The sequence below is a fragment of the Enterococcus sp. genome (assembly GCF_032555305.1).
GTDB lineage: Bacteria > Bacillota > Bacilli > Lactobacillales > Enterococcaceae > Enterococcus_A.
On record NZ_JAWGOQ010000030.1, the window covers coordinates 25,524 to 47,078 of the forward strand.

18 protein-coding genes are annotated in these 21,555 nt (G+C 41.4%); 3 read left to right on the forward strand and 15 right to left on the reverse strand.

Translation table 11 applies throughout. From position 1 onward, the window contains the following. Positions 1 to 17 precede the first annotated feature (17 nt). The 5 genes from E6139_RS18185 to E6139_RS18205 all read right to left on the reverse strand — a co-directional run bounded on the left by E6139_RS18185 (position 18) and on the right by E6139_RS18205 (position 5,556). Complete coding sequence (locus tag E6139_RS18185) at positions 18 to 185, reverse strand: DUF3789 domain-containing protein (protein ID WP_316404922.1); 168 nt, start codon at positions 183 to 185, stop codon at positions 18 to 20. A 203-nt stretch (positions 186 to 388) separates the two neighbouring features. After that, positions 389 to 937, reverse strand: coding sequence for a hypothetical protein (locus tag E6139_RS18190; protein WP_316404923.1), 549 nt, complete (start codon positions 935 to 937; stop codon positions 389 to 391). A 97-nt stretch (positions 938 to 1,034) separates the two neighbouring features. Further along, entirely contained in the window at positions 1,035 to 1,979 is a 945-nt protein-coding gene (locus E6139_RS18195; RefSeq protein ID WP_316404925.1) for a TMEM175 family protein, read from the reverse strand. Positions 1,980 to 2,058: 79 nt separating this feature from the next. Beyond that, positions 2,059 to 2,967: a DMT family transporter gene (locus E6139_RS18200; protein WP_316404928.1), complete on the reverse strand. Its 909-nt coding sequence runs from the start codon at positions 2,965 to 2,967 to the stop codon at positions 2,059 to 2,061. A gap of 198 nt (positions 2,968 to 3,165) precedes the next feature. Then, the gene (locus E6139_RS18205) at positions 3,166 to 5,556 is read right to left on the reverse strand and encodes a Xaa-Pro dipeptidyl-peptidase (RefSeq protein ID WP_316404930.1); all 2,391 of its coding nucleotides are present in this window, start codon (positions 5,554 to 5,556) and stop codon (positions 3,166 to 3,168) included. A gap of 249 nt (positions 5,557 to 5,805) precedes the next feature. On the opposite strand from E6139_RS18205, the gene E6139_RS18210 reads away from it, so the two are divergent. Continuing rightward, positions 5,806 to 6,084 carry a zinc ribbon domain-containing protein gene (locus E6139_RS18210; protein ID WP_316404932.1) on the forward strand — a complete coding sequence of 93 codons (279 nt, stop codon included), beginning with the start codon at positions 5,806 to 5,808 and terminating at the stop codon, positions 6,082 to 6,084. Positions 6,085 to 6,188: 104 nt separating this feature from the next. Further along, on the forward strand, positions 6,189 to 6,683 hold the full coding sequence (locus tag E6139_RS18215; protein ID WP_316404934.1) for a hypothetical protein: 495 nt from the start codon (positions 6,189 to 6,191) through the stop codon (positions 6,681 to 6,683). 19 nt (positions 6,684 to 6,702) lie between these two features. On the opposite strand, the gene E6139_RS18220 is transcribed toward E6139_RS18215, so the two are convergent. From E6139_RS18220 to E6139_RS18250, 7 genes are all read right to left on the reverse strand, one after another. Next, positions 6,703 to 7,863 carry an MFS transporter gene (locus tag E6139_RS18220; RefSeq protein ID WP_316404936.1) on the reverse strand — a complete coding sequence of 387 codons (1,161 nt, stop codon included), beginning with the start codon at positions 7,861 to 7,863 and terminating at the stop codon, positions 6,703 to 6,705. A gap of 176 nt (positions 7,864 to 8,039) precedes the next feature. Beyond that, positions 8,040 to 8,405, reverse strand: a complete 366-nt coding sequence (locus tag E6139_RS18225; protein WP_316404938.1) for a PqqD family protein — start codon at positions 8,403 to 8,405, stop codon at positions 8,040 to 8,042. Further along, entirely contained in the window at positions 8,398 to 10,317 is a 1,920-nt protein-coding gene (locus E6139_RS18230) for an OPT/YSL family transporter (protein ID WP_316404940.1), read from the reverse strand. Before E6139_RS18230 ends, E6139_RS18225 begins: the two co-directional genes overlap by 8 nt. 85 nt (positions 10,318 to 10,402) lie before the next feature. Next, positions 10,403 to 11,821, reverse strand: coding sequence for a dipeptidase PepV (gene pepV / locus E6139_RS18235; protein WP_316404942.1), 1,419 nt, complete (start codon positions 11,819 to 11,821; stop codon positions 10,403 to 10,405). Positions 11,822 to 12,450: 629 nt separating this feature from the next. Beyond that, positions 12,451 to 15,066, reverse strand: coding sequence for a pyruvate, phosphate dikinase (ppdK, locus tag E6139_RS18240; RefSeq protein WP_316404944.1), 2,616 nt, complete (start codon positions 15,064 to 15,066; stop codon positions 12,451 to 12,453). Positions 15,067 to 15,214: 148 nt separating this feature from the next. Then, the gene (locus tag E6139_RS18245) at positions 15,215 to 15,586 is read right to left on the reverse strand and encodes a DUF1304 domain-containing protein (RefSeq protein WP_316404945.1); all 372 of its coding nucleotides are present in this window, start codon (positions 15,584 to 15,586) and stop codon (positions 15,215 to 15,217) included. A 75-nt stretch (positions 15,587 to 15,661) separates the two neighbouring features. After that, positions 15,662 to 17,410 (reverse strand): glycoside hydrolase family 13 protein, encoded by a 1,749-nt coding sequence (locus E6139_RS18250; protein ID WP_316404947.1) that lies wholly within the window; start codon positions 17,408 to 17,410, stop codon positions 15,662 to 15,664. A gap of 563 nt (positions 17,411 to 17,973) precedes the next feature. On the opposite strand from E6139_RS18250, the gene abc-f reads away from it, so the two are divergent. Next, positions 17,974 to 19,467 carry a ribosomal protection-like ABC-F family protein gene (gene abc-f, locus E6139_RS18255; RefSeq protein ID WP_316404949.1) on the forward strand — a complete coding sequence of 498 codons (1,494 nt, stop codon included), beginning with the start codon at positions 17,974 to 17,976 and terminating at the stop codon, positions 19,465 to 19,467. Between the two features lie 43 nt (positions 19,468 to 19,510). Here the strand turns inward: abc-f and E6139_RS18260 are convergent, their stop codons facing one another. The 3 genes from E6139_RS18260 to E6139_RS18270 are packed head-to-tail and all read right to left on the reverse strand — an operon-like array spanning position 19,511 to position 21,378. Continuing rightward, complete coding sequence (locus tag E6139_RS18260; protein WP_316404951.1) at positions 19,511 to 20,122, reverse strand: DUF3841 domain-containing protein; 612 nt, start codon at positions 20,120 to 20,122, stop codon at positions 19,511 to 19,513. After that, complete coding sequence (locus E6139_RS18265) at positions 20,080 to 20,637, reverse strand: DUF3841 domain-containing protein (RefSeq protein WP_316404953.1); 558 nt, start codon at positions 20,635 to 20,637, stop codon at positions 20,080 to 20,082. The genes E6139_RS18260 and E6139_RS18265 overlap by 43 nt, the downstream gene beginning before the upstream one ends. A gap of 42 nt (positions 20,638 to 20,679) precedes the next feature. Next, positions 20,680 to 21,378, reverse strand: coding sequence for a GntR family transcriptional regulator (locus E6139_RS18270; protein WP_316404954.1), 699 nt, complete (start codon positions 21,376 to 21,378; stop codon positions 20,680 to 20,682). Positions 21,379 to 21,555: the final 177 nt, after the last annotated feature.

Consider the following 21,555-nt stretch of genomic DNA (forward strand, 5'->3'; position numbering starts at 1 on the left):
TCCTGTCCAAAAATACTCTAGACCCAATTTTCTCTATTTGAGCTCTCATTGCTTTTTTCTTCCTGTTCGGAATATCTATATCGAATTTCTTTATCAGCTAAACTTCCAACCTGGACAATACACATCACAGCGACTCCCAAAAAACCTCCAAGCAGAAATAATGCTAAGCCAATAAGTATACTCATTTTTTCTCCCACCTTCTCAAAAAAAGCGCACTCTCTCGAGTCAATTACTATCATTATCAAATGACTACATCAATTATACAATTCTCCAATCAAAAAACTCTGAGAATTTTATAGATAATTGTGAGCTTCTTTGAGATTTGGTGACATAATAGTTCGCCTTCTAGATTGTGTTCGGAAAAAGAATCATAATATCCGCCAGGCGTTTATCCTTTCATTAATAGTTCATTGTAAAATGCCTGACCGATTTCCTTCAGCTCGCTCTTGTTAAAAGACTTCGCGATCCAAGTCGGCATCGGCATTTCAACTGTTCCGTAGATCTCGATCATGACTTGGATGAACAATTGAGGATTTAATTGGTCGATGGCTTTTCGCAAGCGTCTCGACGGCTCCAGCAGTTGACTTTCCATTTGTTTCGTACGATAAATTCGATAAACCGTTCGCCCTTCTTCTGCTGCTAACGAAAACAATGGCTGCTCTTCTGCGATTGATTGCAGGCTTTCCTGCTTGTAACGGTCATAACGCTGCTGCCACTCCAGCAGCTCGCCATAAACGGTTTCGATTTTCTCTTTGCGGACTGTCGCTAAGGCGCTATAAAAATCAATCGGTAATTTTTCTACTCGACGTTCACGTTTGATCCATGTTGCTAAAGTCGATTGGGGAATGCCTGCCAGTTTGCCAAATTGTTCAACGGTAATACCCAGATCACGTCGAATATACATTTTGATTGGATGTTCGATCATAGTGATTGCCATTTTACCACCTATCTCTCCTGCGATATTTATACTTCATTATATAATGAGACTAAAAAAATACCAAGACGAAAAAACTGTTGCTTTTCGCCTTGGTATATTAATTTCTTTTCGTCGGTTGGTTCAAACGGGGACCTTGCTTGTCTTTCTGTTGATTGAAGCGCCGTTCAGTCATCGCTTTTTGCATTGTCATCCGCTGTTTTTGCTTTTCTAAACGTGAAATCTCCGCTTCAGTCCGACGTCTATCATGCTCGTTCATTGAAGAAAGCCGCTGTTTTCGTTCATTGATTTCATTACTGATATGCTCTTCCCAATCAGCCATCACTTGCTGCCAGCGATCTGGGTCTTGATCATCATTGGCCTTCAATGAATCCCGCAGTAAGCTCGAATACCTGCGCATTGAATTGCCCCAAACCTGATTCCGATCTTGAAAATAGTCCGCTTGCTGTTCATCATCTAAAGTAGCAACCAGATTATCCTCTTCGCGATCAATGATGTTTTGTAAAAAAGCCATGATCGGCAGGATCAAATAGATGATCAAAGCTGGTCGTACAAAAAAATTGCCAAAAATCAATAATACAATCCGAAAACCGATTGCCATCATATCCTGTTTGTTCAGTTCACTGATGCGACGCTTGCACTGTTCTTCGTGCTTCAATGACTGCTCCGTTAAAGCGACGATCAAACGTCTCATTATTAAGGTCACGATCAGAGTCAATACCCCATAAATCATCAATGTTTGCTTTGTCGTGTCCTCAATCAGCAAACGCGTGGCAGATGGTACTAACGATAGAAAAAATAAAAGCAATAAATAGGCGACCAAAGCTTTATTTTTCACCTGATCAATTTTATTAAAAGCATATCCAGTCTGAAACCACAGATTTGCCACAAAACAAAAACTAATAAAATAGATCCCTACTGCTCTAAGCAGGGAATACATATCAACGGCACCATTTGCCGCTGTTCGAATCGGCAATTCCAAGACGATGATCGTCAGAATGATCGCGATGATCGCATCGCCAAAGACTACAACGCGTTCTTTCATATCCTCAACTCCTCTGACCAATCATATACCAAAGCGATTAAAAAGAGTAATGATAAGGTGGGCTTAGGAAAAGCGATTTTTATTCAATTCGTTCATCCTCTGGTAGAACTTTCTTATTTGATAAGCGAGTCAAAAGAATCACCGAACCGATTACCACCACGAAACCCAATACCTGAATTCCGGCGAATCGGCTCTTAAACAACAGCACACTCAAGATCGTCGCTAAAATTGGCTCAACGACAGTCAAAACACTGGCTAGCGACGCTTCAATAAACCGCAAGCTGGATAATTGAAATAAAAAAGGCAAAGCGGTCCCAAATAGGACGATACTAATTACTAATCCCAGCGACAAACTGTCCATTTGAAATTCCGGCTGCCAGCTCGGACGTATTGGCTGAAAGGCAATTCCACCGATAAGCATTCCTAAGCCGGCGATCCGCATCTCGCCATACTTCACTAATAATTTCCGCGGCTGTAACGTATAAAATGCCAACGTAATTGCTGAGGCAATCCCCATCACGAAACCCATCGTTGAGATATTCAAGGTTTGAAGATTGCCTTCCGCCACAATCAAAAAGACTCCGATGAAGGTCGCTGCCATCAGTAGAACTTCAATAAATTTGATCTGCTTTTCTTTATTCAAGACTAAATAAATGAAAATAAAGATCGGACCCGTAAACTGTAAAATCGTGGCGATCGCGGCACCGCTATATTGGATTGCTTTGAAATAAGTGTATTGAACGCCCAACATACCGATCACCGAAAACAATACCAGGCTAAAGATGTCGTTCATTGAGAACTTCTTACGCGGTACATTTCGCTGAAAAAGACTGATAGCGATCAGCAGTAAACCTGCCGAAAAAAGCCGGACACTCGCTAGCCACTCCGGTGAGACTTGATAATCGTCAAAAAGAATCTGACACATGATCCCCGACAGCGCCCACAGAGCACCTGCCGAACAGGCCAGTAGCACACCCCGAATTTTCATTGCTTGCTCCTTAACTATTTTTTGATAGCAGTTTTTCCTTGCTTCACCTGTAAAAGTAGGATTGCCATCCTTTTTTATTTTTCTCATTATAGCACTGACTTGAGCTCTTCAGACATACACATAATGTTTTTTTGTCATTAAAAGAACCTCAAAGATCAGTCGGTGTGACTAACCTTTGAAGTTCTTCTCTGATGTTCCCTATTCTCCTATCGGCAGAATCAATTTAGATTCAGCCAAATCAATCGTATAATCAATATCTTGATTGCCGCGAACCGTCATGCCAAAATCTGTTCCATAAACGGCCAAACCGATTTGTCGACCGGCTGGCAAATGATACATCGTTGGATGCAAGACCACTTCGATCTCCACAAATTCATTAGCTTTGAGATCATCGTTCTTCCAAGGATTCTCACGATTTTGTAGATTAATGTGTCCACGTGTGATCAACTTGTACTCGTCCTCTACTCCTATTTTGAACTCCACTAAATTGTCTTCACGCCAATTCCGTCCTAATGGCAACCCATGTAAAGCTAAAACATCCGGTACGGGTTTTAAACGTTTGGCATTACCAAAGTCGATCAGTTCAAAGCTCAGCATCCCCAGATCCACACTTGAAGCGACTTTTAACTTGACGGTTGGACGACCATTTAAAAAGATCTCTTCATTCAAAGCTGTTGTTTTTGCTAAGTAGCGATGCCCATCCATTGGACCCTCTTCCTTAAGCTCCTTCTCCCAAAGATCAATATTTTTCGTATAGCTTTGGTATTGCTTCTCAGGCAGCTGATCACTAAAGGTGAACTGTCCCGCTGCTGGTGTTTCTGCTAACCCTTTTTCAGTTAAATGGTAGACTTTTTCTTCAGCAGGTGCCCAGTCTTTTAAGGTAGCCCAGGTTTCAGCAGCTGTATTTTTTTGATAAACAATATCTGGAAGAATTTCTTTCGCATTGTTTTCCACGCCGTAAAGCTTATGGCTCAACCACAGATTCATCATGTCTTGGAAGTCGATTGACGGCATGTTGTTGATATAGATGTGCTGTCCTTGATGCAGGATCAATTTCTTCGCGACAGGTACATCCTTCAAAGCATCCCACAGATCGCCAACTTGGCGCGGCTTCACGTTCCAGTCATTCAGTCCATGAACCATCACCACATCGCACTTGATATCTTTAATGAATGGCAAGTAATTCCGTTCGTCCCAGAAGGTATTGTAATTACCGAACCTGCGATCTTGCAGCTCGGCCATTTCCTTCAAGTAATCTAAGAAAAATTTCTTACTGTGGAGATAATCACCGGCATTGCGCATTTTACTAAAGGTCTCAATCGCTAAGACATCCGCGTCTTCACCTGGGAATCCACCCGGTGCGATCACAAGACCGTTATCACGATAATATTGGTACCAATCAGAAATGGCTGCTTCAGAAATAATCGTTTCCAAGCCTTCTACTTGGCGCGTAGCACAAGCCGTTGCAAGTGTGCCTAGATAAGATTTTCCAGTCATGGCTACTTTTTTATTGCTCCACCAAGCCTTGATGCGGATATTGTCGGTCCGATTCGTAAAGGCACGACGATTTCCTGCTAACCATTCAATGTATGCCACCATGGCGGTTGTCTGCTCTACCGATCCGCAGGTTTGGATTCCATCAGAATCACGCGTCCCAATCCCAGAACCATAAACAACCGCAAATCCACGTGCTAGGAAAAAGTCATTCAAGCTATGGCTGTTTTCCCGAGTAAAGGTTTCGGTCGCGTGATTTTTTTTGCCCTTCACTTCTCGCTCCGGTGGCAGTTCAACCGCTTCTGCCTTATATTGAATGTCCTCATAAGTCGTTTCGGTTGGTTCTTTGCGTTCCAATGGCACATTGACGTCGTAAGTCAGCTCTTCCCCTGCTGGTCCATTGACGCCTTGGCTGTAAGGACTTGCAGTAAACAAAGTGGCAACTTGCAGACCATCTTCTGTTTCGGCAGGCCGTAAAATCTCAAGTTTCAACAGATCGCGTTTACCGTCTTTATCGGTATCCAATGGTGCCTCTACATAAACAACTTCACGAATCAATTTAGACGTGTCAAAGACTGCTTGTGCTTTACCATTGAAGAAGAATGGCTTGCTGATTTCTTTGTCTTCAAAATACCCTTCTGAAGCTAACTTATCTAAGTAGTTCAAGCCATTTTTCGTGTGGCTGGTCAATAATAAGTACCATGCTTCAATCAATGTTTCTTTCGTAGAAAAATCACCATCAATCATTGGAATGCCGATTTTTTCTGCTTCTGCTAAAACATCCCTCGGCTCAAAGTCGATCGTTGGTTCAAAATCCAATAATTGTAATCCTACTGTATAAAAAACTTCCTTCGTCAAAGGAGAACGCGCTTGATAAAATTCACTCAGATCCGTTTGATCATCTGCTAAAAAATTGCCAAGTTTATTGATAAAGCCACCTTCATCACGAACTGTAAGAAAACTTTTCCGCAAACATTCAAACCATAATTTTGTTGCATCCTTTGCTGAATCGATGGTCAAAAAGCCCGCTTGCGTTAATTCCTTTTTCGCATCCTCCAGCGATACCCGTTTTAAACCAAATTGATTGATCTTCATTGACTTCTCTCCTTGCTCATAGTAATAGTCATTTTTTTCAGAAAAATAAGTCCAATGGTCCCTCTTTCTGCCCTCCAGCTGCTTTTTAAACCTTGTTGTGATATAAACGATCACATTTAATAAATGAATTTTAAAAAGTTGGTCTGGCATCGCTTTTTTTCTGATAAAATAATTATAACAAATACTACCAACAAGTTCGGTTAAAGTTCAATGAAAACGATTACCGAACTTCATTTAAGGAGGATTTTTATGAATGGAATGACTTATTGCCAAAGTTGCGGGATGCCCTTGACGAAAGGAACACATGGGACCGAACACGATGGCTCTCAAAATAATGACTACTGTCTATACTGCTACAAACATGGTACTTTCGTGGACGATTGTACGATGGAGGATATGATTGCTATCAGTCTGCAGCATATGAAAGAAGCCGGGATTTTAGAGGAACAAGGAAAAACTGAAGAGGAAACCTTAGAATTTTTGAACAGCTTCTTCCCTGATTTAAAGCGTTGGAAAAAATCTAGCTAATACAGTCTTTATAGAGCCGTATTGAATGGGTTCCTTTCAATGCGCTCTATTTTCATTATAGAACGAAAAACTTTCTACTACGTGATTTGGAAAGGAAAAAAATCATGCTTTTATTTCTTCAATGCCTAATACTATGCAGTCTGTTTACGCTTCTTATTTTGCCAGCGCAATATCGTGATCCATTCTCCCAGTTTGCCTCGTATCCAACAAAGATCAGACAACGGGTCTACAGCCTGCCTCAATACAAAAGTTCCATTAATAAAATAGAGAAGAAAAATTGGAAACGCAAAATTCTGGGCAGCCTGCTTTTGACCGTTCTATTTGCCGTGATTGCGTTCTATTCTGGAAAAAGAAGTTTCACAACTGCCTTTGCTCACGTGTTTGTTTTATTTTCAACTGTAAATCTTTATGATTTGATCGTGCTTGATTTGATCATCTTCTGTCATAGTAAAAAACTAATGATTCCAGGTACCGAAGATATGATCAAGGACTACAGAAATCCTAAACATCACATCATCGGCGCTCTAAAAGGCTGTTTAATCGGAATTTTTGTGGCCCTTCTCTCGGCCTTTTTTGTGGTACTGATAGGATTAAACTAAAAAGGTGAAAGACAATCGACTAATTTCGATTATCCCTCACCTTTTTTTCTAAAACAACAGTCGAAAAGAACAAGACGAGACCGAATAAAAACAGCAAATACGGAAAAATGACTAAGCTGAAGCGTTCGGCTAGAAAACCTAATAAAGGCGGCAGACACGTTGTCCCTGTATACGCCAATGCCAGTTGCAAGCTCATAATCCGTGCGGAATTTTTAGTTCCGAATCGTTCCGGCGTCTCATGGAGCATCGTCGGAAAAATGGCTGCTGATCCGAGTCCCGTGAAGATAAAACCTAAAACTGCGAAGTTCCCACTGCCTAAAGATAAGAAAACAACACCTAGCAGCAATAATAATTCACTCATATATAGCAGTTTCCGACTCGAAAGAACAAACGTGATGAACCCCGCCGCCAAGCGTCCAAAAGTCAAGCTAGCATAATAAGTTGATGTCATAAATGCAGCTGTCGAAACAGGAATACCTTTCACTCTGACTAAAAAGCTGCTGCCCCATAATCCCATACATGCTTCAATCCCGACATAAAAGATAAAACAAAGCAAAGAGAAAAGAACCCCTGATTGCTTGATTAATGTCAGCATGGAGTCTTGTTTCTCACTAGAATGCGTTGTTTGTTGGGGTTGCCGCCATTGTTTTCGTGAAAAGAAGACCACAACGACCAGCAAAAATTGCAGACTAGCTAAGATCAGATACCCGCCTCGCCAGTTCTGATTTTTCAAATAGAACCCCATAATAATGGGCCCCAGCGTTGCGCCAATCCCCCAAAATCCGTGCAGCCAATTCATATGATGGGCCTTATAATGCAGCGCGACATAATCATTCACAGCTGTATCAATAGCCCCAGCGCCTAATCCCAGCGGAATCACGCTAATAATCAAAAAGACAAAATTCTGTGAAAAAGAAAATCCGCACAATCCGATCACCGTAAAAAGGATACTGCACACGATCAAGTTGCCGACACCGATCTTTTGAATCATGCGATTGGTCTGGAAACTAGACAAGATTGTACCAAGCGAAACGACCATCGCCACGATTCCGGCAGAACTTGCTGCGACATGAAACTCATGGTTCATACTTGGCCAAGCCACACCTAAAATCGAATCTGGCAGGCCTAAACTAATAAATATTAAATAAATTAAACCTAAAAATAGAATACTTTTCTTCATATATCCCTCTCTTTGTCCTCTTCTAGAAATTCATGGAAGAGAAATCACTACTATCTATTGTACCTGAGCTTTCAACTTTTAAACGGTACTTTTGTTAGGTATTAAATTGATTATTTTATCAGGAGGGTCGTCCGCACAAAAAGCCCTCCAAGCAACTATGCTTGAAGGGCTCCGAATTAAACTAATTCAATATATTTTTCATTCTTCTCAAGATGATTCAAGTAAATCAGCAAACGATCATATAATTGATTATTGGCTTCTTCAATGGCTGCGCCAAGGTTTTCACCAATTTCTTTGACCGTCCGCTTCCCATCGACTTGTTGAAGAATGAAGCTGCCGTACTTGTCTAATTCCATCTCAGAGGTTTCTGGGATCTTATAGTGAATCTTACGTAAGACTCGTTGGATCCATGCATTTTGTTCGGTGATGACAAAAACGATGCCGTCACGAACTTCATAATGCAAGTCTTCTTTAAGACGATAAACACGCTGTAGCAGCTCTTCTGTTTCAGGGTTTACAGCATTTTGCTGTTCATTAGTCATTGTGTTTCACTTTCTTTACACTTAACAAAGGAACAATGATCGCAACTACTAAGATTGCAAGTAGTAGGAATGCCGCCCCATTAGAACCTAAGAATCCAGTTGGAGTTCCAGGAGTGATCACACCAGTTACTTGTAAAATGATTCCGATCAAACCGATGATCGAGCCACCAGCGATCAAACCAGATGACAAGCTGACACCTAGCGTTACGCGTTCTTCCGCAACTTCTTCTGTTTCTTTTTTGTTCAATACATCGATCAATTGACGGATCAACGCACCAACCAAGATGATTGAAGTTGTTGAGATTGGCAAATAGAAACCAATCGCGAAGGTCATGATTGGCACTTTCATGAAGTGCAACACGATACCCATCACGATACCGGCAATTACCATGTGCCATGGCAATGAGCCAGAAGTGATACCTGAAGTCAATGTCGCCATTAAGTTCGCTTGTGGCAAACCAAATGGAGGATTTGATCCAGTAATCGCTAATTGTGGAGATAAGATTACCATCATACCAGTAACGATAACGACACCAACGATGTTAGAAATCAAGAAGTAACGACGACCTTCTGAGAAGTTTCCACCCATTACGAAAGTAACTTTTTGTGATTGAGAATAACCACCCGCTACAGAGATCGCTAACACGATGAATGTACCGAATAATAGTAATTGTTGTGTATTTTCAGCTGAAGTCCAGCCCATCATAACGAAGACTAACGTCAAGATAACCATTGACGCGATTGTCATACCAGATACTGGCAAGTTTGATGTACCGATTGTACCAGTCAAACGACCTGCTACGATAACGAATAGGAAACTTAGAATGATTGACAAGATACCAGCAACAAGTGCCATTGCCACGCTTCCAGTAATCACAAATCCCATTACAATACCCATTACAGCACCTACGATTAATGGTAGCATACCGCCGCCTTCAACTTCAGCACCCTCTTTACGACCTTTTAAGGTTGCAGAGATCGAAGTAACGATTGTTGGGATCAGTTTGATCGCACCGATCAAACCACCAGAGATCATCATACCAGCACCAATGTATTTAACATATGAGCCTGAGATCACAGCAAAGTCTGAAGCACTCAATAATTGAGAAGCATTATCCCAAACGTGCGCGCTGCTGTCCGCCATGCCCATGAAGTAACCAAGTAAAGGTGCGATCGCGAAGTTTGCTAAGATTGAACCAGCAAACATCAAGACAGACACGTCCATCCCAACGATGAAACCAATACCTGTTAACAAAGGGTTTACTTCTGTTTCAAATTTCCATTTGTAGAAGCTTTCATTTACAAAACTAACGACGTTGTTCATAACACCAAATACAGAACCTGTTAAAGCAGTTAATATACCGCCGATACCAAACCCGATTCCCATGTATTTAAGTGAATCGCCACCAGTATCTGAAGCGACTAATGTTTCAGAGATTGCCATTGCTTCAGGGTAAACTAGTTTACCGTGCTCATTGACCAGCATGTAATCTTGAACGATTGAGAATACGCCGACACCTAGTAAAACAGCGCCAACTCCGATTCCGACACCTTCGATAAAGTTCACTTTACCGCCGACTAAAATCACGGCTGGTAATACGAAAATCATCCCTGATGCTACAGATTCCCCACCACTTGACATCAATTGCAATAAGTTCTTACCTAAAATTGTTTTAGGTTTTACAAACAGAGCGACTAGCCCTGAACCAATAATTGCGCCTGGAATACCTGCAGCTACGGTCAAACCAGCTTTCATACCTGAATAAGCGGTTGACGCAGCAAATAGTGCAGCTAATAAAATACCTAAGATCATAATGATCGGTGAGCCTGATTTTTTAGGCTTGTCAGCTACATAAGGGACGTAATCTTTCCCTGCTACTCCACCAAAAGCGTCTTTTGAGAGTTTTTTCATTATCTTTGAAATTCCTTCCTTACTATCATTTCCAAAATGAGAGCAGGAATCCTGTTCTTACAGGATTCCTAGCACTCATTACCGACTATTTAACTAAGCGATAAATAGCGTCAGCATAGATAGCTGTTGCTTTGAACAGGCTATCGATAGGCATAAATTCGTTTGGTTGGTGCATTACGTTTTCTTCTCCTGGGAACATTGCGCCGTATGCGACACCATTTTCCAAGATTCGTCCGTAAGTACCCCCGCCGATTGATTCTTCATGGCCTTCAAGACCAGTATGTTCTTCGTAAACGTCCAATAAAGTTTTCACTAATGGATCCGTTGCTGGAACATAATGAGGAGTTTTCACGTCGCCAATGATCGCGATTGAAACGTCTGCGTCTTTAAGAACTTCCTGCATGTTGGCTAAGATCGTATCTTTGTCGATGCCTTCTGGATGGCGAACATTGATCGTAATCTTCTTGTCACCTTCAGCAGTATAGTCGAACAAGTTCGCTGATGAAGTCGTTTCACCCATTACATCATGTTTTGTGTAAGCATTTAATTTCTTACCGTTGTAATCAAGGTGTAAGTATTCAGCAGTTGTACGAATATAGTTGGCACCATTGCCGTCTAAGTTGTAGTCAGCTAAGAATGCTGCTAGGAACGTTGCAGAGTTGACACCGAATTTCGGTTCTTGGGCATGAGCACCTTTACCGATTACAGTGATGGTGATTTCGCCATTGTTTTCAGCAAATTCGCCCTTCACTTCTGATTTTTCGATGAATGCGTCAAAAGCAGCTTTCATATCAGCAACTTTTGCTTCGTCATTGACCTTAAGAACAGCTGTTGCGTCTCCTGGTACCATGTTTGTACGCAAGCCTGATTTGAAGCTTACTAGATCGAAGTCACCAGCTTCAGCACCGTCTTTAGGCGCGAACGTTAACTCATAAGATAAGATTCCTTTTTCACCGTTGATGATTGGGAACTGAGCATCTGGAGAAAAACCAACTTTAGGCATTTCTTCCACTTCCATATAACGGTGGATCCCTACCCATTCGCTTTCTTCGTCAGTACCGAAGATGAAGCGGATTTTTTTAGAGATCGGTAATTCTAAATCTTTGATGATGCGCATTGCATAATAAGCAGCGATTGAAGGTCCTTTATCATCAGCTGAACCACGCGCAAATAATTTTCCATCTTTAATCACTGGTTCAAATGGATCTGTATCCCAGTTATCATCGACAGGAACTACGTCAACGTGTCCTAATAATCCGAACATTTCTTCTCCGTCGCCGTATTCGATATGACCTGCCACGTTTTCGATATTTTTAGTAACGAAACCATCACGTTCGCCAAATTCTAATACTTTACGTAAAGCCGCCGCTGGTCCAGGTCCAAGAGGTTCTTCTTTCGTCCCATGTTCCACGTCGCGAACACTGTCGATACGGATAAGATCGCCTAAGTCCTTAAGTAAGTCGTCTTTGCGTGCTTCTACTTCTTTTTGCCAATCAATTGTCATTGTTTTAATCCCTGCTTTCTTTTTTTTATAACAAGTTTTTGAACCTGTTAGATACATTAGAAAGATCATGTCTAAATATAGTTTCAAATTTTGACAGCTTAGAATAAATATCCTTAAAAAGACAAAATCATCGTCCTTTATGAGAATGCAATACGTCAAAACAATCAACGGAAAAGACCGTTTATGAATGCCGAAATGTTATTCTATGATTCCTAATTCCGCAGTTTGTTTCACCTCCCAGTTCAGCATTATACCGCATTTTTATTCATAAGTCATTGTGAAAAAACTATCATTTAACAGAAATAAGATGATTTTCATCAAAAATAAAGCTTTTTCTAAAAAACTTATGTTATTCAAGCAAGTCAAAAAAAAGAGGTATTTCTACTATGACATGACACATTTAAACCCTACAAGAAGTATAACGAAGACTGAATCCGTTTACAAATTATAATTCATTCATTTAACTACGTTCTTTCTCATCCATTTGTTATCTATCATTAATTTTAAGTTTTTGGATTAACTTGTTAATAACAAAAAAGAGATAGCCTATTAAAAGACTATCTCTTTTTTAATTCCTATTATATTTTAATCAAAAACTCATATAGCTGTTTTTTTATTCCTGATTCACCCTAATCTTTAATCGCAGTTTGTGCCAATGTCATTTTTGCCTGTGGAATTCTGAATGGCGAGCAAGAGATATAATCAATTCCCAAGTTATTTAAGAAGTCGATGGACTTAGGATGAGCTGCTGCTTCACCGCAAATTCCAATCTTCAACTTCGGATTGACCTTTCTTCCGCCTTCGATCGCCAGCTTCATTAATGCTCCAACCCCAGCTTCATCCAAGACTTGGAACGGATCATCCTCAAAAATTTCCTCTTCCATGTATTGATTGATGATTCGCGGCGAATCATCCCGCGACAAACCAAGCGCCATCTGGGTCAGATCGTTGGTACCAAAACTAAAGAAATCCGCATGCTTCGCGATTTCGTCGGCAACAAAGCAAGCCCTTGGGATCTCGATCATCGTTCCAATTTGATAGTCGATCGCTTGTTTCTTTTCTTCCAGGCCTTTTTGGATCGCTTCTTCAATTGATGCACGTACCCGAGCGAACTCGTCCGCATCTATAGTGAATGGAATCATAATCTCTGGTTGAATCGAAAACTCATTTTCTTTGGTTACTTCGCAAGCCGCTTCAATGATTGCTTCTGCCTGCATTTGGTAGATTTCTGGATAAGCAACACCTAAACGTAGACCGCGGAAGCCCAGCATCGGATTGACCTCAGCTAAATTATCGGTTTTCCGTTTCACTTCATTATACGTCTTCCCTAATTCTTTCGCCACTTCGCGGCACTCGTCAGCCCCCTTCGGTAAAAATTCATGCAACGGCGGATCAAGTAAACGAATCGTTGTTGGCTTACCTTTAGCGGCTTCATACATGAATTTGAAGTCTTGTTTTTGAACCTCCTTCAACTCTTTCAGCACTGCTAAACGTTCTTCCAAGCTGTCTGCTAGAATCAATTGGCGGAATTGTAGTAGTCGGCTCTTTTCAAAGAACATGTGCTCTGTCCGAGCCAACCCGATACCGACTGCCCCTAAAGACATTCCTGTTTCGATATCATTTGGTGTTTCAGCGTTGGCACGAACTTTGATCTTCGCGTGACGATCCCAAATCACATGGAGTTCGTCTAAGGCGACAGTATTCGTTACTTCCTGCATCGGAATTTCGCCAAAATAGATGTCCCCGGCAGTTCCATCAACAGACAAGATTGTCCCCTCTTCGATCACCTTGTCGCCAACCGTCGCCTTATTTCCTTCCAATACCGTCAGTGCTTCACACCCCACGACTGAACAGATACCCATTCCGCGAGCAACCACTGCGGCGTGTGAGGTCATGCCGCCACGGCTAGTGATTACCGCTTCAGCAACAGCGATTCCTTCGATGTCCTCAGGGGATGTTTCTTCACGAACTAAGACCACTCGCTCTCCCCGCGCTTTCGCCTCGGTCGCTGCTTCGGCAGTAAAGTATGCCGCTCCTGTAGCAGCGCCCGGGCTAGCCGCTAATCCAGACAAAAATGATTCATGGTTCTTCAATTCTTTTTCATCGAAGTTCGGATGCAAGGCTGCTTCCAAATCCTTCGCTTCGATCCGACTAACTAATTCCTTTTCGTCAATGATCCCTTCCTTATAAAAATCCAACAGGATTGTTAACGCCGCTTTGGAGGTACGCTTCCCGCTGCGGGTTTGCAGGATAAATAATTTTTCACATTCAATCGTGAATTCGACATCCTGCATGTCGTGGTAATGCTTCTCTAAATCTTCACAGATACCCTTTAGTTGTTTATATTGCTCTGGCATATCTTCAGCTAGAACCAGGATCGGCTTAGGTGTTCTTACACCGGCTACCACATCTTCACCTTGGGCATTGATTAAATATTCACCAAATAGACCGGGATCACCCAATGATGGGTTCCGCGAGAATACTACACCAGTTCCTGATGTTTCACCGAAGTTCCCGAAGACCATTTCTTGGATATTGACAGCAGTTCCCAGATCATCGCTGATATCATGGAGCCGGCGATAGGTTTTGGCTCGCTGATTGTTCCAGCTGCCGAACACTGCTTCGATCGCCAAATATAATTGTTCAATCGGATCTTGCGGAAATTCTCGCTGCAATTTTTTTCGATAGATTTCTTTGTATTCGCTTACGATTTGTTTCCAGTGATCTGCGGTCAGTTCATTATCAAAGGACAGACCATTGATTTTTTTCAGCGCAGTGATGCGATGCTCAAAGTCATTATTATCCAAACCCATCACGACATTGCCAAACATCTGCAGTAAGCGACGGTAACAGTCATATGCAAAGCGTTCATTCTGACTATTTTTAGCAAGAGCAGCCACTGTTTGATCATTCAATCCTAAGTTTAAGACCGTATCCATCATTCCCGGCATTGAAAATTTTGAGCCGCTTCGAACAGAAACTAATAATGGATTCGCTAAGTCGTTAAATCTCTTGCCTGTTTTAATAGATAATTTTTCAACAGCAGCCATGACTTGATCCTTCATCTCATCGATCAGCTGATTGCCGTGATTTAGATAATGTAAACATGCTTCTGTCGTTACAGTGAAGCCCGTCGGAACAGGGAGACCCAATTTGGTCATCTCCGCAAGATTGGCACCTTTCCCGCCTAGTAAATCCTTTTGTTCTTTAGATCCTTCTGAAAATAAGTAAACCCAACGATTCATGCGCTTCTCCTCTTAAAAAAATTTTATTTAACCTAACAACAGTGTAATATGACGCTTATATAAAGTCAATAAGATGTTTATACATTTTAATTACGCACATATATGCAAAAAAAGCTTCGACTAAGAGATTTCCTAGTCGAAGCTTCTTTTAAAAAATTTGGATTAGAATCAAGAGAGCAGTGATCAACGCCGGCAAGGCTTGAATCAAATAAATCGATTTTGTCACCGTTTTCCCTCCGTAGAGCCCTACGATCACCACAAACAGATTTAGTAGCAACAGAACTTTTAATCTGGCATCACCTTGAAACAGGAGCAAGCTTGTCAATAACGCTAACCCTAAGCTGCCATTATAGATCCCCATATTCTTCAAGGCGATCTGAGCATTTTTTTGTTTGACAAACTCCATTGGCATTTCGAATGTCTGAGATTGTTTCTCTGCTGGCGCGAACATTTCCAACCCCATAATCACTAAATGAAGTACGCCGATAATTCCTGAAAGTAAAATAATGAAAAATTCCATAGTAGTAACCTCTTTTCAACTGATTCTACTACTATATTCATCTTTTTTACTTTTTCCAATCAAAACGACTTGCGGCTATTGCATTTCGATGACAAATCCGTGGCGCAATAACTGATAGGTGTTCCCTTCATGATAATTCTGAGCAAACAATCTGCGACCTGTTTTCTCTACTTCAAAGGATTCCCCCTCATTGAAGGTTGCGATCAATGTCTTTTCTTTGTATCTGCGAGTAAGAGAAAAGGCTTTTTTGTCATCATCATAATGCCAAGACATCGAGCCATAGCTGAATACCTCCGAAAATTGCTTGCGTAAAGCGATTAATTGCTTCACAAATGTTAGAAGCTCTTCATCCTGATCTTCCCAGATCATACAACGGCGGCAGTCGGGATCCATTTCGCCCTCCATGCCCACTTCAGTACCATAATAAATACATGGTGTCCCTTTTTGAATAAACATAAAGGTTAAAACTGCCTTCATCAACGCTTTGTTCCCTTGACACAGAGTCAATATTCGAGGTGTATCATGAGAGTCCAGTAAATTAAAGGCTACTTCGTTTGTTTGATCGCGATACAGCAATTGCTGGCGATTCATTCCGAAGATCATTTGTGAGATTAAGATTGACTGCTCAACAAAGTACGCTTTAATATTATCGGTAAAGGCATAATTCATGACTGCGTGAAATTCGTCCCCCTGCAGCCAGCGCTGAGAAGTATGCCAGATTTCACCTAAAATGTACAAATCCTCTTTTTGCTTTAAGACCGTCTGTTGAAATTCCTTCCAAAAATGATGATCCACTTCATTCGCCACATCCAAACGCCAGCCATCGATATCAAACTCACGAATCCAATAGGTCGCGATCTCCAGTAAATATTTTTGCACCTCTGGATTGGCCGTATTCAATTTTGGCATATGAGGATTGAAGCTGAAGGTGTCATAATTCAAATTTGTTGCCATTTCCGAATCCGGAATTGCTGTGTAACGCGGCGGAAAAGAATCGATGTGAAACCAATCCGCATACGCTGATTCTTCCCCATGTAATACGACATCCTGCCACTGATGTGAGCTCGCGCCTAAATGATTGAACACGGCATCCAGCATGACCCGAATTCCCCGTTCATGAGCCTTCTCCACCAATTCACGAAAAAGCCGTTTGTCCCCAAAATGCGGATCAATCTCATAATAATCCACCGTATCATATTTATGATTCGAAGGCGAAGTAAAAATCGGACAGAGATACAAGCCATTTATACCCAAGTCTTCCAAATAATCAAGTTTATCAATGATTCCCTGTAAATCACCGCCAAAAAAGTTCTCCCGTGTTGGCTTCTCACTTCCCCAAGGTAAAACATCATCGGGATCATTCGAAGGATCGCCATTATAAAAGCGTTCTGGAAAAATTTGATACCAAACCGTTTTCGCCACCCACTCCGGCACCTTAAATCGATCGATCTCTTGGAAATAAGGCATCCGGAAATAAAGATTGTCGCGGTTCAAGCGTTGCTCCTCAAAATCAAAAGCTCCTTGATCGGTGTAAAATACTTTCTTGCCCGCATAGTCCGTAATACAAAATGCGTATGCCAAACGATGGTGCGGGGCAGTCACTTCAATCTCCCAATAATCATGATTATCCGTCGTATAGGCTTTGTTCATTGATTGCTGCTTTTGATACCATTTTTCCTCAGCGAACGTATAAAAATCTCCGCTGATCAACCCAACGGATTTTATTTCATTTCGTGCTGTCTGCAAGCGAATCCGCATTGAATCTTTCGTATACAGATAGGCAAACTCGCTCTCGGGACGATGATAAATTCCTGCATAATTCATCCCTCCACCTCCATTTCTGTTCTCATTGTACCAAAAACTTTGACAGCGTCTCCACTCAGACATTTCCCAAGGGTTCCAACACATTTTTTTTGCCAAAATATGCTAATATAATGATAGAAGAAAAATTTTCTTCGCCTCGTTTATCGAGGATCACTCCAGGGCGTAGCATGTTTGGGGAAGCGGCTGCGTCCGTATTTTTTTGACAAAGCCAGAAAATTTTGTTTTAATAAAGCTAATAAAAACAGAAACGAGGGATCATGCCATTGAAAAACTAAGCGAATGTTGGAAGCTGCAAACCGATCATAGATTGATATCGAATCAACTGGATCAGTGGGCAGATTTTCAGGATTGGCTTAGGATTTCAAGGGATGGTCTCTTTGTCAGTTTTTCTAACCTGCTTTAGCAGGTTAGAAAAATGATATGCGTAGGAAAAATAAATTCTACTTAATGAGCTAGCTGTCAGTTCGACGGTTAACTTCGCAAAAACCATCAACCTCCTATCCTTTCCTGAAAATTGGTTAGGATTTTTTGTTTCCTTAGAGAAGCAAAAAGGAGGAATTTTTATGTCTACAATTAAAATCACACATTTGACCTTCGGCTTTGATAAACAAGTCGATCTATTATTCGAAGATGCAAACTTAACGATCGACAGTAGTTGGAAGCTGGGACTAGTCGGTCGCAATGGTCGTGGAAAAACGACACTGTTACAGTTGCTACTAGGAAAATATGCTTATCAGGGAGAAATCCAATTTCCACTACGTCCGGTTTATTTTCCGGCAACGGTCGACGAGTCTGATCAATTAACGTATTACGCGCTGCTGGAAGTCGCTGATTTTGAACTCTGGGAACTTGAGCGGGAAATGAATCTGATCCAATTAGATCCGCAAGTCTTATGGCAGCCGTATCAAACCCTTTCTGGGGGCGAACAAACCAAGGTACTATTAGCTCTATTGTTTACGCAAGAAGACCTTTTCCCATTGATCGATGAACCGACAAACCACTTGGATCTGCAAGGGCGCAAGCACGTCGCCAATTATTTGCAGCATAAAAATGGCTTTATCGTCGTCAGTCACGACCGGCAATTTTTGAATCAAGTCACCGATCATACCCTTGCCATCGAAAAAAGCCAGCTAGTGCTTTACCAAGGAAATTTCGCGACCTATGAAGAACAAAAAAAACTGCGGGACGAATTTGAACTAGCCCAAAACAGAAAAATCAAAAAAGAAGTTGGGCGCCTGAAGAAAACAGCCGCAGAAAAAGCGGAGTGGTCACGTTCACGGGAAACAGATAAATATGGCAAGCCCTCCGAAAAAGGCAGTGGTGGCGTTGCGGATACCGGCTTCGTTGGTGCTCGTGCCGCCCGTACCATGAAACGTTCAAAAAATATCGAAAATCGGATGTACGATCAAATCGAAGCCAAAGAAGGATTGTTAAAAGATCTAGAAGATGTTGATCGCCTGACGATGAACTATCAATCAAGCCGGCACGCCCAGCTGCTAAAAATCGAAAATCTAGCTCTGAATTATGCAGAACAAGAGTCCCTTTTCGCACCGCTGTCTTTCGAGCTGAAACGGGGTGAGATCACTGCATTGACCGGACCGAACGGCATTGGAAAATCCAGTGTTTTACATTATTTGTTAGGAACCTTCGCAGGTGAAGCCAACGGTGAACTACTGAGGTCAAACGCTAAAATCAGTTATGTTCGCCAAAATTATGAGAGTAATCGCGGCAACCTCCAAGATTTTGCTGAGGCAAATCAATTGGACTACTCTGCTTTTTTAAACAATCTGCGAAAACTCGGTATGGAACGGAATGTCTTTCAAAATAAAATCGAGGAAATGAGCATGGGGCAGCGCAAAAAGGTTGAGCTAGCCAAATCACTGGCTCAAGAAGCCGAGCTCTACATTTGGGACGAACCGTTAAATTATCTAGATGTCTTTAATCAAAAGCAGCTTGAAGACCTGTTATTGCAAGTAAAACCAACAATGCTGATTGTGGAGCATGATCAAACCTTTTTAACTAATGTTCACGCCAATCAAATCGCCTTACAAAAATAGCAAGAACCGTCCAAAAATCAGCTTTGGACGGTTCTTGCTATTTCTACATTTTCCATTCTATGAAGGATTCGACCCAATCGTTACGAAGCTCCCAGATACCGCCTTGAATATCTTCAAAAGGCAGCGTTTTGGTCTCCTTGATTGCTTGATCGTATTGAAACAACTTTTGCCAGCTGCGAACCAGCTCTGTTTTTAAATGAGGGTAAAATGCTGTCGTATAGACATCACCTTCGTAGGCCACCTGATACTTTTTCAGCTTCTCAGAATACTTTGCCTGCTCTTCTTCTGTTCCCAGCAATCGCAAGTTCAAAATCTTGTTCCAATCAGACATACGAAAAAAAACAACCTTCTCGATTGGCACACGAAGCTTGATGATTTGCGAATCGGCAGAATAATCAAGGTACTTTACATCCAAAAATGTCCAGATGGCAGACTCCGCATCAGAAGGCCGCTCTATGACACTCGCAGCATGTTGACGATACCAGCTATACGCTTGCAAAAAGACGTGCGAAGCTTCGCCATATTTTTCTTTTATAAAAGTGTTCTCAACAACGTGTCTGCCTGATTCAAGCATTTTATCAACGACCACTTGGCTTTGAGAAGTGTACAATGTCACTTGGTTATCTGAGTAATCCATTCTTCGCGAATTTCCCATATCGTCCCCACTTTCATATCCCCTAACACACTGGTATCATCAAAAAGGCGCTCATGGCTTTGTTCGATTTTCCGTTTAATATTAGGATAAAATGGCGTCATAAAAGCAGTAATGTCATCAATTCCATAGTTTTCCAGCATCTTATTGTGTTCCTTTTGATCCTCAATATCTTTAGGAATGTACAGATGATTAACGATATTGCCCCATTTCAACAAGTCAACGATGATCAGCTGATCCTCATCAAGCTCGATCTCCAAAATAGCATTTCCTTCACTGTTTTGAATGCTCTCTTCTTTTGACAAGGACACCCAAATAGGATACTTCACATCTGGAGGCGGCGGAACAAATCGTGAAGCCGCATGCACATACCACTCATACACACCTAAATAAAGATTACTGTGGTCCTCCATCTTCTGTTCGATATATTCCCTTTTCGCAATATACCTGCCAGATTGTTCCAATACTTGCAAAATATTCTCGTGTTGTTTGGTCCAAACCTTAACTTTATTTGTCATATTTCCTCCAAAAATCAGAAATAAGCAAAAGATAGCTTGCTCTTAGCAATCCAAACAAAAATTCTGTTCCTCTTCCGGCAAAGTAGCCTTCACGTAATTTTGAATATGATTATGAAATTCGCGAACGACAGAAGGCAGTTCATTTTTCCGCAAAACCTCGACAAAAACCAAATGCTCCTCCGATTTTTTCTCAAGAATTCCCAAAGAAGATAGATCTTCATTCATCACAATCAGCAGCTGATAAAATAAGCTTTCCAATATCTGTGCTCGTCTCACACTTCCAGACAATTGCCAAATGTATCGATGGAAAGAAATATCCAGGGTGTTCAATAGATAAACCTTGTCCTCTTCCGTTCGACAGCGATTTTCGCCATCCTTCATCTCTAAAGCAATCTCTGTCAGCCGTTGAAAATCTTCTTCCTTGATCATTTGATTGCGTAATAATTTACGCAGAATCTGTGTTTCTAGTGAGGTCCGAATTTCAAATACTTCCATTATTTCAGCAGGTTCCATTTCGATCACATGGTTTCCTTTACGAGGAGAAAAGGTGATCAATCCTTGTTCATTTAAGATACGCATCGCTTCTCTTACCGGAGCTCGGCTAATATTAAAATGATTTGAGATATCTGTCTCGATTAGACGATCGCCACCCTTTAAAGTTCCTGACAAGATTCTATTTTTAACATAGGACACGACCATATCACTTAAACTTTGTTTTTCGTATCTAGGCATAATATCCATTAATAAATCAGCGCTCCTTCCGATATAACGCATTAATTATATCAGAAAGCCTTAATTAAGTCTCTTGTCGTTCGGAATTTGATCGTTTCAATCGTTTCAGCGGTACTGAATCTGCAGCCAAATCCACTGATTTGACGTAGCTGATTTATCTTCCTTTCTTGTACTTTAATTCACATA

Bases quoted from the DNA above. Each gene is read 5' to 3' on its own strand.
- abc-f (WP_316404949.1), top strand. From the start codon at position 17,974: ATGTCTACAATTAAAATCACACATTTGACCTTCGGCTTTGATAAACAA.
- E6139_RS18260 (WP_316404951.1), bottom strand. From the start codon at position 20,122: ATGGGAAATTCGCGAAGAATGGATTACTCAGATAACCAAGTGACATTG.
- E6139_RS18270 (WP_316404954.1), bottom strand. From the start codon at position 21,378: ATGGATATTATGCCTAGATACGAAAAACAAAGTTTAAGTGATATGGTC.
- E6139_RS18210 (WP_316404932.1), top strand. From the start codon at position 5,806: ATGAATGGAATGACTTATTGCCAAAGTTGCGGGATGCCCTTGACGAAA.
- E6139_RS18245 (WP_316404945.1), bottom strand. From the start codon at position 15,586: ATGGAATTTTTCATTATTTTACTTTCAGGAATTATCGGCGTACTTCAT.
- E6139_RS18185 (WP_316404922.1), bottom strand. From the start codon at position 185: ATGAGTATACTTATTGGCTTAGCATTATTTCTGCTTGGAGGTTTTTTG.
- E6139_RS18200 (WP_316404928.1), bottom strand. From the start codon at position 2,967: ATGAAAATTCGGGGTGTGCTACTGGCCTGTTCGGCAGGTGCTCTGTGG.
- pepV (WP_316404942.1), bottom strand. From the start codon at position 11,821: ATGACAATTGATTGGCAAAAAGAAGTAGAAGCACGCAAAGACGACTTA.
- E6139_RS18205 (WP_316404930.1), bottom strand. From the start codon at position 5,556: ATGAAGATCAATCAATTTGGTTTAAAACGGGTATCGCTGGAGGATGCG.
- E6139_RS18225 (WP_316404938.1), bottom strand. From the start codon at position 8,405: ATGACTAATGAACAGCAAAATGCTGTAAACCCTGAAACAGAAGAGCTG.
- E6139_RS18195 (WP_316404925.1), bottom strand. From the start codon at position 1,979: ATGAAAGAACGCGTTGTAGTCTTTGGCGATGCGATCATCGCGATCATT.
- E6139_RS18220 (WP_316404936.1), bottom strand. From the start codon at position 7,863: ATGAAGAAAAGTATTCTATTTTTAGGTTTAATTTATTTAATATTTATT.
- ppdK (WP_316404944.1), bottom strand. From the start codon at position 15,066: ATGAATCGTTGGGTTTACTTATTTTCAGAAGGATCTAAAGAACAAAAG.
- E6139_RS18215 (WP_316404934.1), top strand. From the start codon at position 6,189: ATGCTTTTATTTCTTCAATGCCTAATACTATGCAGTCTGTTTACGCTT.
- E6139_RS18250 (WP_316404947.1), bottom strand. From the start codon at position 17,410: ATGAATTATGCAGGAATTTATCATCGTCCCGAGAGCGAGTTTGCCTAT.
- E6139_RS18190 (WP_316404923.1), bottom strand. From the start codon at position 937: ATGGCAATCACTATGATCGAACATCCAATCAAAATGTATATTCGACGT.
- E6139_RS18265 (WP_316404953.1), bottom strand. From the start codon at position 20,637: ATGACAAATAAAGTTAAGGTTTGGACCAAACAACACGAGAATATTTTG.
- E6139_RS18230 (WP_316404940.1), bottom strand. From the start codon at position 10,317: ATGAAAAAACTCTCAAAAGACGCTTTTGGTGGAGTAGCAGGGAAAGAT.